This window comes from Enterobacter cloacae complex sp. S1, assembly GCF_014930525.1.
Taxonomy (GTDB): Bacteria; Pseudomonadota; Gammaproteobacteria; order Enterobacterales; family Enterobacteriaceae; genus Enterobacter; species Enterobacter hormaechei_C.
Map to the genome: position 1 here is coordinate 14,741 of NZ_JADBRE010000019.1, position 10,427 is coordinate 25,167.

At 50.2% G+C, this 10,427-nt stretch carries 10 protein-coding genes; 6 read left to right on the forward strand and 4 right to left on the reverse strand.

Annotated elements, in window-relative coordinates; genetic code table 11:
- Positions 1-176: 176 nt before the first annotated feature.
- Both purU and IM290_RS13625 read right to left on the reverse strand, forming a co-directional pair.
- Complete coding sequence (purU, locus tag IM290_RS13620) at positions 177-1,019, reverse strand: formyltetrahydrofolate deformylase (RefSeq protein WP_003856715.1); 843 nt, start codon at positions 1,017-1,019, stop codon at positions 177-179.
- Between the two features lie 41 nt (positions 1,020-1,060).
- Positions 1,061-1,525: a YchJ family protein gene (locus IM290_RS13625; RefSeq protein ID WP_193042515.1), complete on the reverse strand. Its 465-nt coding sequence runs from the start codon at positions 1,523-1,525 to the stop codon at positions 1,061-1,063.
- 113 nt (positions 1,526-1,638) lie between these two features.
- On the opposite strand from IM290_RS13625, the gene rssA reads away from it, so the two are divergent.
- The 3 genes from rssA to galU all read left to right on the forward strand — a co-directional run bounded on the left by rssA (position 1,639) and on the right by galU (position 4,749).
- Positions 1,639-2,541 (forward strand): patatin-like phospholipase RssA, encoded by a 903-nt coding sequence (rssA, locus tag IM290_RS13630; protein ID WP_032653830.1) that lies wholly within the window; start codon positions 1,639-1,641, stop codon positions 2,539-2,541.
- Between the two features lie 89 nt (positions 2,542-2,630).
- Positions 2,631-3,644, forward strand: a complete 1,014-nt coding sequence (gene rssB, locus IM290_RS13635; protein WP_003856721.1) for a two-component system response regulator RssB — start codon at positions 2,631-2,633, stop codon at positions 3,642-3,644.
- Between the two features lie 199 nt (positions 3,645-3,843).
- Positions 3,844-4,749, forward strand: coding sequence for a UTP--glucose-1-phosphate uridylyltransferase GalU (gene galU / locus IM290_RS13640; RefSeq protein WP_003856723.1), 906 nt, complete (start codon positions 3,844-3,846; stop codon positions 4,747-4,749).
- A 202-nt stretch (positions 4,750-4,951) separates the two neighbouring features.
- Here the strand turns inward: galU and hns are convergent, their stop codons facing one another.
- The gene (gene hns, locus IM290_RS13645) at positions 4,952-5,365 is read right to left on the reverse strand and encodes a histone-like nucleoid-structuring protein H-NS (protein ID WP_003856724.1); all 414 of its coding nucleotides are present in this window, start codon (positions 5,363-5,365) and stop codon (positions 4,952-4,954) included.
- Positions 5,366-5,685: 320 nt separating this feature from the next.
- Between hns and IM290_RS13650 the strand changes: the two genes are divergently transcribed.
- Together IM290_RS13650 and tdk are read left to right on the forward strand one after the other, a co-directional pair.
- Entirely contained in the window at positions 5,686-5,874 is a 189-nt protein-coding gene (locus IM290_RS13650; protein WP_193354481.1) for a hypothetical protein, read from the forward strand.
- Positions 5,875-5,915: 41 nt separating this feature from the next.
- Positions 5,916-6,530, forward strand: coding sequence for a thymidine kinase (tdk, locus tag IM290_RS13655; RefSeq protein WP_003856726.1), 615 nt, complete (start codon positions 5,916-5,918; stop codon positions 6,528-6,530).
- Positions 6,531-6,600: 70 nt separating this feature from the next.
- Here tdk and adhE read toward each other — a convergent pair whose 3' ends face one another.
- Positions 6,601-9,282, reverse strand: coding sequence for a bifunctional acetaldehyde-CoA/alcohol dehydrogenase (gene adhE / locus IM290_RS13660; RefSeq protein WP_032103375.1), 2,682 nt, complete (start codon positions 9,280-9,282; stop codon positions 6,601-6,603).
- Positions 9,283-9,762: 480 nt separating this feature from the next.
- Here adhE and IM290_RS13665 point away from each other — a divergent pair, with 480 nt between their 5' ends.
- Positions 9,763-10,410, forward strand: a complete 648-nt coding sequence (locus IM290_RS13665; protein ID WP_017384236.1) for a YchE family NAAT transporter — start codon at positions 9,763-9,765, stop codon at positions 10,408-10,410.
- Positions 10,411-10,427 lie beyond the last annotated feature (17 nt).

Here is a 10,427-nt window from a genome sequence, read left to right on the forward strand (position 1 = left end):
GCCGCTCGGGAACCCCACCACGGGGTAATGCTTTTAACTGGCCTGCTTCCTGTTGGAAGCGGGGCGCATCATATCAAATGAGACGCCCCTGTAAAGCATTCCTTTAGGAAAATGAAGCTGTTTGCCTGCTTTTTATCCGTAAAGGCGTAAAGCTAATCAATTCATTTTCCGAGGGATTAAAGAATAATCGTTCTGTTGCCGTACACAAAGACGCGCTGAGCAAGTACCTGATACAGCGCACGGCTCAGTACGTTCTTCTCAACGTCACGGCCAGCACGCATCATATCTTCTGCCGTATAGGTGTGATCCACGTGGATCACGTCCTGCATGATGATTGGACCTTCGTCCAGATTGTCATTCACGTAGTGCGCGGTTGCGCCAATGATCTTCACCCCACGCTCGTATGCCTGGTGATACGGACGCGCGCCAATAAAGGCTGGCAGGAAGGAGTGGTGGATGTTGATAATCTTGTTCGGGAAGCGCGCCACGAAGGATGGCGTCAGCACGCGCATATATTTCGCCAGCACCACGTAGTCCGGGTTATGCGCTTCAATTGCAGCTGCCATCAGGTTGTCGTGCTCTTCACGGGTATGGCCTTCGTGACTGACCAGTTCAAACGGAATGTCGAAACGTTCTACCAGCGTACGCAGCGTCTCGTGGTTGCCAATGACGGCGGCAATTTCGACGTCCAGGCCACCGTAGTTGGCTTTCATCAGCAGATCGCCCAGGCAGTGTGCCTCTTTGGTGACCAGAATGACAATGCGGCGACGGCCCGCCGGGTTCAGCTCGCGCACCGAGCCTTCCGGCAGGGCGCTGTCCAGATCGGCAAGCAGGGTTGTGTCGTTGAAAATGCCTTCCAGTTCGGTACGCATAAAGAAGCGACCGGTACGGTGGTCAACGAACTCGTTGTTCTGCACGATATTCAGTTCATGCTTGTAGCAAATGTTGGTAATTCGTGCGATCAGCCCTTTTTGATCGGGACAGATAGTGCGCAGAACTTTACGTTGTAATGATTGCATCGCCGGGAAATCCTGTTTATGTATTTGCGAAGTCTGAGTTGTCAGGCATTACTGCCGCAACACTTTTTAAATTTTTTTCCTGAACCACAGGGGCAGGGATCGTTACGACCGAATTGCGGACGTGTGCCGGCAATATAATACCATTGCCCGCTGTCCTTTAAGAACCGTGAGCGTTCAATGATGGCGCCGGGTTTGTTTTGTTCGCTAAAGCGGGCGACAAAACTGACATAGCCCTCGTTGGCATCGCGGCCGGGAGCGGCTTCAAAGACGGTGAGGCCCAGCCAGACGGTGTTGGCAAATCCGGCTTCAATCTCCTGGCGAAAATCGGCAGCATGGCAGGACGGATGCCAGGTTTTAATCAGGTAGTCTGCGTTTTTGATCACAAAAGCAGTATACCGCGAGCGCATAAGGTGTGACGGCTCTGGTGCAACCTGCTCGCCAGAAAGATATCGCTGGCAACATAGGCTATACTCCAGAGCGCTACCACAGGGGCAGAGTTGAGACACGATTCTCTTCCTGGAACAAAAAATAAGGCGTTAAACGCTTAAGGTAGCAATATGTTAACTGAGCAGGTGCGTTGACGCTATGTCGGGAATCCAGGGGAAGTAAAACAGGGCTAATGAGAAAGGTAAAAATTGGACTGGCGTTGGGCTCAGGTGCAGCCCGGGGTTGGTCACATATTGGCGTTATCAATACCTTAAACCAGATGGGGATTGACGTTGATATTGTCGCAGGATGTTCTATCGGGTCGCTGGTCGGATCCGCGTACGCCTGCGGTAAGCTCCCGGAGCTTGAAAGCTGGGTGCGCTCCTTCAGATACTGGGATGTGCTGCGCCTGATGGATCTCTCCTGGCAGCGTGGCGGCCTGCTGCGCGGCGAACGCGTGTTCAATCAGTTTCGTAAGATAATGCCCCTCGCTGACTTCAGCCACTGCCAAATGCCTTTCGGTGCCGTTGCAACCAACCTCAGTACGGGCAGGGAGTTATGGCTCACCGAAGGGGATATACATCTCGCCGTTCGCGCATCCTGTAGCATGCCGGGGTTAATGGCGCCTGTGCCTCACAACGGCTACTGGCTCGTTGATGGGGGCGTAGTGAATCCTGTACCCATCTCTCTGACCCGCGCCATGGGGGCGGATATCGTTATTGCCGTGGATTTACAGCACGACGCACACCTTATGCAGCAAGATTTGATGCCGGTTAATCTTCAGAGCGATGACGCGGAAGAAGAGAAACTTGCCTGGCATGCGCGATTACGCGGCAGAATAGGGCGCCTGACCGCCCGTCGCGCGGTGACCGCGCCGAACGCCATTGAAATCATGACGACCTCTATTCAAATCCTTGAGAATCGCCTGAAGCGAAACCGTATGGCAGGCGATCCTCCGGATATTCTTATTCAACCCTATTGTCCACAAATCTCTACCCTTGATTTCCACCGGGCTGAGGCCGCCATAGCAGCGGGCTCGTTAGCCGTCGAAAAGAAAATAGATGAACTGTTGCCTTTTGTGCGTACAGCACGTTGAGCACTTTTTTGATTACTTCAGCAAAATCTGACAGGCGATAGTACCAATAGCATGCCACTATTGAGTAACTGTCAGCCAGGGGAGGAACCATGACACAGCCATTGGCCGGAAAACATATTTTGATAGTTGAAGACGAGCCGGTTTTCCGATCGCTACTGGATTCGTGGTTATCCTCACTGGGTGCAACCACGTCCCTTGCCGAAGATGGCGTCGAGGCACTGGAAAAAATGGCCAGCATGGCGCCTGATCTGATGATCTGCGACCTTGAGATGCCGCGCATGGACGGATTAATGCTGGTGGAAAACCTGCGTAATGAAGGTTATCAGACACCGATACTGGTGATCTCGGCCACCGAAAATATGGCGGATATTGCTAAGGCGTTGCGTTTAGGTGTGCAGGATATTCTGCTCAAACCGGTTAAAGATTTGAACCGTCTGCGTGAAACGGTGTTGGCCTGCCTGTATCCCAATATGTTTAATTCCCGGGTGGAAGAAGAAGAACGTCTTTTCCAGGACTGGGATGCTTTAGTCAGTAATCCGCTCGCGGCCGCGAAGCTGCTTCAGGAACTTCAGCCGCCGGTGCAGCAAAATATCTCTCATTGCAGAGTAAATTATCGCCAGCTGGTAGCGGCTGACCAGCCTGGACTGGTGCTGGATATTGCGCCGCTATCAGATTCTGACCTCGCTTTTTATTGCCTGGATGTTACCCGGGCGGGAGATAACGGCGTTCTGGCGGCCTTATTACTCCGGGCGCTGTTTAATGGATTGCTACAGGAACAATTATCCCATCAGGGGCAACGACTTCCTGAGTTAGGCAGTTTACTAAAACAGGTCAACCAACTTTTTCGCCAGGCCAATTTGCCGGGGCAGTTCCCGCTTCTGGTTGGCTATTATCACAGCGGGTTGAATAACCTTATTCTGGTCTCTGCGGGATTAAATGCCACGCTGAATACCGGCGAACACCATATTCAGGTGAGTAACGGCGTGCCGTTGGGAACGCTTGGAAATACTTACCTTAATCAAATTAGCCATCGCTGCACCTCCTGGCAGTGCCAAATTTGGGGTGCCGGAGGGCGGTTACGCTTAATGTTGTCCACGGAGTAAGCAGTCAGATTTTATTTTTCAGATTGCTTTACCTGTGTTTTTGCTGGCAGTGCTACTATCGCTGCAAGTTTCATGCGTATTTGTCTTAATTGATCGGCAACGCGTTCTTTTCAGACCCGTATTAGTGGCTGAGACTGTATACTCAACGCGTTATTCAATGCATAAAAGTTCAAAACTTGAACAGTTCAGGAGAATTTCAATGGCTGCCCTTAATTCGAAAGTCAGAAAGGCCGTTATCCCGGTGGCGGGATTGGGTACCAGGATGTTGCCAGCGACGAAGGCAATCCCAAAAGAGATGCTGCCTCTGGTTGATAAGCCATTAATCCAGTATGTCGTGAATGAATGTATTGCAGCAGGTATCACCGAAATTGTGCTGGTGACGCATTCATCTAAAAACTCTATCGAAAACCATTTCGATACCAGTTTCGAACTCGAAGCAATGCTGGAAAAACGCGTTAAGCGCCAGTTGCTGGAGGAAGTGCAGTCTATTTGCCCTCCACACGTTACCATTATGCAGGTTCGTCAGGGCCTGGCGAAAGGCCTGGGGCACGCAGTATTGTGTGCACACCCGGTAGTGGGTGATGAGCCGGTCGCGGTTATTCTGCCTGACGTGATTCTTGATGAGTACGAGTCCGATCTTTCCCAGGAAAACCTGGCGGAAATGATTAAACGCTTCGACGAAACCGGCAGCAGCCAGATTATGGTTGAGCCAGTCGACGACGTGACCGCTTACGGCGTGGTTGACTGCAAAGGCGTTGACCTGCAACCTGGCGAAAGCGTACCGATGGTTGGCGTTGTTGAAAAACCTAAAGCGGACGTCGCGCCGTCTAACCTTGCTGTCGTTGGTCGTTATGTACTGAGCGCTGAAATTTGGGCTCTGCTGGCGAAAACGCCTCCGGGTGCGGGCGATGAAATCCAGCTGACGGATGCTATCGATATGCTGATCGAGAAAGAGACCGTGGAAGCCTACCATATGAAAGGTAAGAGCCATGACTGCGGGAATAAGCTCGGTTATATGCAGGCATTCGTCGAATATGGTATTCGCCATAACAGCCTGGGTGAAGAATTTAAAGCCTGGCTCAAAGGTAGCGTGGGTATTAAGTAATAAACTCACAGCCCAGTGAACAAGACCGGTGGAGCGATGCCCACCGGTTTTTTTATGCCTGTCGCTCCGTAATTGGCGGGGGATTGTCAAGGACGTTAAATAGGGCGCCTCACAATATGACAGAATGTAAGGAGATGTTCGGGCGAATATTACAGGCATAAAAAATCCCGCATTAAGCGGGATTTTTCAGAATCTTTCCAGATTAATCCTTGATCAGGAAGTCATCCAGTTGTTTACCTTGTTCGTCCATTGCTTTCTTGATTACAGCAGGAGTACGGCCCTGGCCGGTCCAGGTTTTCTCTTCGCCGTTCTCATCGATGTAGCTATATTTAGCAGGACGTGCCGCGCGTTTTGCTTTGGTACCGGTTTTAGCCGCAGCCATGCTGTTCAGCAATTCGTTTGGATCGATACCATCGGCAATCAGCATTTCACGATACTGTTGCAGTTTACGTGTACGTTCTTCGATTTCAGCCGCAGCAGCGCTTTCTTCTTCACGACGTTCGTTAACTACAACTTCTAATTTTTCGAGCATTTCTTCAAGCGTCTCAAGGGTACATTCTCTTGCCTGCGCACGAAGAGTACGGATGTTGTTCAGAATTTTAAGTGCTTCGCTCATTGTAGTAATCTCAAACTTATAATGGGGGTGGGTTTGTTGTCCTAATAATAGAGCCTTAATTTCACTTGTGCAATAGGTGGGAATGTAAGGAATTCAAAAAATACAAAATAAACGACGCTATTATTAATTACGCTAACTTAAATTTCATTGTTTGTTGGGTCTGTGAGATATCGTTTCAAACGGCAAAAGCGCGTCATTTGCGTGTATGTTTTGTGACTTTTACCTCAGGAATTATAGTTGCGGTTGATAAATATCAGCCTTTTGTATTACCCCGGGTAAGCGCAGCGAAGACAAGAATAGTTAATAAATAGTGAATTTTAATGAACGAAGAAGACACTATAAAAAGAAGTGTTATCTCTGGTTGCGGACTCACCTTATTGTCAGTGTTTAATCCCTTTACTGCCTGTTTTAACGCATTATTTTGCGCCATTCGCGAAGGATTTACTGATGCATGGCAGGCTGGAGAGCGCAGCCCGCCGCTGATGACGGTACAAAATATGGTACAATGATCCATCGGGAATATTACACATTGATTAGGGTTCTTCGGCCAATGGCACAACTTTATTTCTACTATTCGGCAATGAATGCAGGGAAATCGACGGCGTTACTGCAATCCTCATACAATTATCAGGAGCGGGGGATGCGTACCGTTGTTTATACCGCCGAAATCGACGATCGCTTCGGGGCAGGGAAGGTGAGCTCAAGAATAGGGCTCTCGTCGCCTGCAAGGCTGTTTAACCCTGAAACGGACCTGCTGGAGGACATTCGTGCCGAGCATGCCTCTAAGCCTGTCCATTGCGTGCTGGTAGATGAAAGCCAGTTCCTGACCCGAGAGCAGGTCCATGCACTTTCAGAGGTCGTTGATGAGCTGGATATTCCCGTTCTTTGCTATGGATTACGTACCGATTTTCGTGGGGAGTTATTTGCCGGCAGTCAGTATCTGCTCGCCTGGTCGGATAAGCTGGTTGAACTGAAAACGATCTGCTTTTGTGGCCGCAAGGCAAGTATGGTTCTTCGCCTGGACCAGTCGGGTAAACCCTATGCTGATGGCGAGCAGGTGGTGATAGGAGGCAATGAACGTTATGTCTCGGTCTGCCGCAAGCATTATAAAGAGGCGCTGGCTGTAGGCTCGCTGACGGCGTTACAGGGCGACAATCGAAAATAATAAGAATGTTTTACGGATCCTCAGATATAAAAAAACCCGCCAGCGGCGGGTTTTTTTATCATACTGTCAATCAAGCATTTTTCTTCGCTTTCTTGTCAGCCTTTACAACTGCGGGGATTTCAACTTTTACGGCAGCGACATCGCTTTCAGTGAAGTTACGACCGTAATAAGTATCCAGCAGGATCTGTTTCAGTTCGGAAATCAGTGGGTAGCGCGGGTTAGCACCAGTACACTGGTCATCGAATGCATCTTCAGACAGCTTATCTACGTGAGCGAGGAAGTCAGCTTCCTGAACGCCTGCTTCGCGGATAGATTTAGGAATACCCAGTTCAGCCTTCAGGCTCTCCAGCCATGCCAGCAGTTTCTCGATCTTCGCGGCAGTACGGTCGCCCGGTGCGCTCAGACCCAGGTGATCTGCGATTTCAGCATAACGACGGCGCGCCTGTGGGCGGTCGTACTGGCTGAATGCAGTCTGCTTGGTTGGGTTGTCGTTGGCGTTATAGCGGATAACGTTGCTGATCAACAGGGCGTTCGCCAGACCGTGAGGAATGTGGAACTGTGAACCTAGCTTGTGCGCCATGGAGTGACAGACACCCAGGAAGGCGTTAGCAAACGCAATGCCCGCGATGGTTGCCGCACTGTGTACACGTTCACGCGCAACAGGGTTTTTCGAACCTTCGTTGTAAGAAGCTGGCAGGTTTTCTTTCAGCAGTTTCAGCGCCTGCAAAGCCTGACCGTCAGAGAACTCAGAAGCCAGTACGGAAACGTAAGCTTCCAGAGCGTGAGTTACCGCATCCAGACCACCGAACGCACACAGTGATTTCGGCATTTCCATGACCAGGTTGGCGTCAACGATAGCCATATCTGGCGTCAGTGCGTAGTCAGCCAGCGGGTATTTCTGACCAGTTGCGTCATCAGTCACAACGGCAAATGGCGTCACTTCTGAACCGGTACCGGAAGTGGTGGTGACGGCGATCATTTTCGCTTTCACGCCCATTTTCGGGAACTTGTAGATACGTTTACGGATATCCATAAAGCGCAGCGCCAGTTCTTCGAAGTGAGTTTCCGGATGCTCGTACATCACCCACATAATTTTCGCGGCGTCCATTGGGGAACCGCCACCCAGCGCGATGATCACATCAGGTTTGAAGGAGTTCGCCAGTTCAGCGCCTTTACGTACAACGCTCAGGGTTGGGTCAGCTTCAACTTCAAAGAAGACTTCAGTTTCGACGCCAGCCGCTTTCAGAACAGAGGTGATCTGGTCTGCATAGCCATTGTTGAACAGGAAACGGTCGGTCACGATGAGCGCACGTTTGTGGCCATCAGTAATCACTTCATCCAGCGCGATTGGCAGAGAGCCGCGGCGGAAGTAGATAGATTTCGGAAGTTTGTGCCACAACATGTTTTCAGCTCGCTTAGCAACGGTTTTCTTGTTGATCAGGTGTTTTGGACCAACGTTTTCAGAGATGGAGTTACCACCCCAGGAACCACAACCCAGAGTCAGGGAAGGTGCGAGTTTGAAGTTGTACAGGTCACCGATACCACCCTGAGAAGCAGGGGTGTTGATCAGGATACGTGCCGTCTTCATCTTCTGACCGAAGTAAGCAACACGCTCAGGCTGGTTATCCTGGTCGGTGTACAGGCAAGAGGTGTGGCCGATACCGCCCATCGCCACCAGCTTCTCTGCTTTGTCTACCGCGTCATCGAAATCTTTCGCACGGTACATTGCCAGCGTCGGGGAGAGTTTCTCGTGAGCAAACGGCTCACTTTCATCAACGACTTTCACTTCACCAATCAGAATCTTGGTGGTAGCAGGGACGCTAAAGCCAGCGAGCTCAGCGATTTTATATGCAGGCTGACCTACGATAGCCGCGTTCAGCGCACCATTTTTTAGAATCACGTCCTGAACGGCTTTCAGTTCTTTACCTTGCAACAGGTAGCCGCCGTGGCTGGCGAAACGTTCACGAACGGCGTCGTATACCGAATCAACCACGACAACAGACTGTTCAGATGCACAGATAACGCCGTTATCGAAGGTTTTAGACATCAGCACAGAGGCAACAGCACGCTTGATATCAGCCGTTTCGTCGATCACCACAGGGGTATTACCTGCGCCTACGCCGATGGCTGGTTTACCGGAGCTGTACGCAGCTTTAACCATACCAGGACCACCGGTCGCCAGAATCAGGTTAATGTCCGGGTGATGCATCAGTGCGTTGGACAGTTCAACAGAAGGTTGGTCGATCCAGCCGATGAGATCTTTTGGCGCACCCGCCGCAATGGCAGCCTGAAGCACGATATCTGCTGCTTTGTTGGTGGCGTCCTTCGCACGTGGATGCGGGGAGAAAATGATTGCGTTACGTGTCTTCAGACTGATGAGAGATTTGAAGATGGCGGTAGAGGTTGGGTTAGTGGTTGGAACGATACCGCAAATGATGCCGATCGGTTCTGCGATGGTGATGGTGCCGAAAGTATCGTCTTCTGACAGCACACCGCAGGTTTTCTCATCTTTATAGGCGTTGTAGATATACTCTGAAGCAAAGTGGTTTTTGATCACTTTATCTTCAACGATACCCATGCCGGATTCGGCAACGGCCATTTTAGCGAGAGGGATTCGAGCATCAGCAGCAGCCAGAGCGGCCGCGCGGAAGATTTTATCAACCTGTTCTTGGGTGAAATTGGCATATTCACGCTGGGCTTTTTTTACGCGCTCGACGAGGGCGTTCAGTTCAGCGATATTGGTAACAGCCATAATGCTCTCCTGATAATGTTTAAACTCTTTTAGTAAACCAGCGCTCGATACGTCTGACAGTATAGTCAGAGCCGATCCCACTTGCGTAACACACAGTAAAACAAAGGATTACTCACTGCTCCAGCTCACTAATTTACTAAAAGAGCCTTACCTTAGCATCATACCTTTTTGATAGGTGATCTCCCTGGCGGCGTAACCAAGATTACTCACTTCTGAGTACGAAAATTATGATCGAGATCAATTTTGTCCTAAGCTGATACCTTTCAGCAGGGTTATTTTGTGCTAATTATTCTACTGTTAAATAATTAAGTAACTATTGGAAGCAGCGATATCATTGATTACACAAATGTTTAACATCATGAATTGATAACGTTTAAGAACAGATTTCTGGTGAAGTATGCGGCTAAAAAGCGTATCTTCAGCGCGGATTTATCATGACACGCAGTTTCTCCCTGGCCATGCTCAATTGCGGAGCTTAATGTGATTCAAACGCTCTTTGATTTCCCTACATATTTCAAGTTTTTTATCGGCTTGTTTGCTCTGGTTAACCCGGTAGGGATCATCCCTGTCTTCATTAGTATGACCAGCTATCAGACGGCTGCGGCACGAAATAAAACCAACCTGACGGCAAACCTGTCGGTGGCGATCATCCTACTTACGTCTCTTTATCTCGGGGACGCCATTCTTCAGGTCTTCGGCATCTCGATTGATTCGTTCCGTATAGCAGGCGGGATCCTGGTGGTGACGATTGCCATGTCGATGATCAGCGGCAAGCTGGGGGAGGATAAACAGAACAAGCAGGAAAAATCAGAGACAGCTATCCGCGAGAGCATCGGGGTCGTGCCACTGGCACTGCCGCTGATGGCGGGCCCGGGGGCGATCAGTTCCACTATTGTCTGGGGAACGCGCTACCACAGCCTGATGCACCTGATTGGCTTTTCCGTCGCTATTGCGCTGTTCGCGCTGTGCTGCTGGGGTGTATTTCGTATGGCGCCATGGCTGGTTCGCTTGCTGGGACAAACGGGCATCAACGTGATTACCCGTATCATGGGTCTGTTGTTAATGGCGTTGGGCATCGAATTTATCGTTACCGGTATTAAAAGTATATTCCCCGGGTTAGTACACTGACTTTCATTTGAAAGAGC

Bases quoted from the DNA above. Each gene is read 5' to 3' on its own strand.
- purU (WP_003856715.1), bottom strand. From the start codon at position 1,019: ATGCAATCATTACAACGTAAAGTTCTGCGCACTATCTGTCCCGATCAA.
- rssA (WP_032653830.1), top strand. From the start codon at position 1,639: ATGAGAAAGGTAAAAATTGGACTGGCGTTGGGCTCAGGTGCAGCCCGG.
- rssB (WP_003856721.1), top strand. From the start codon at position 2,631: ATGACACAGCCATTGGCCGGAAAACATATTTTGATAGTTGAAGACGAG.
- galU (WP_003856723.1), top strand. From the start codon at position 3,844: ATGGCTGCCCTTAATTCGAAAGTCAGAAAGGCCGTTATCCCGGTGGCG.
- hns (WP_003856724.1), bottom strand. From the start codon at position 5,365: ATGAGCGAAGCACTTAAAATTCTGAACAACATCCGTACTCTTCGTGCG.
- IM290_RS13650 (WP_193354481.1), top strand. From the start codon at position 5,686: ATGAACGAAGAAGACACTATAAAAAGAAGTGTTATCTCTGGTTGCGGA.
- tdk (WP_003856726.1), top strand. From the start codon at position 5,916: ATGGCACAACTTTATTTCTACTATTCGGCAATGAATGCAGGGAAATCG.
- adhE (WP_032103375.1), bottom strand. From the start codon at position 9,282: ATGGCTGTTACCAATATCGCTGAACTGAACGCCCTCGTCGAGCGCGTA.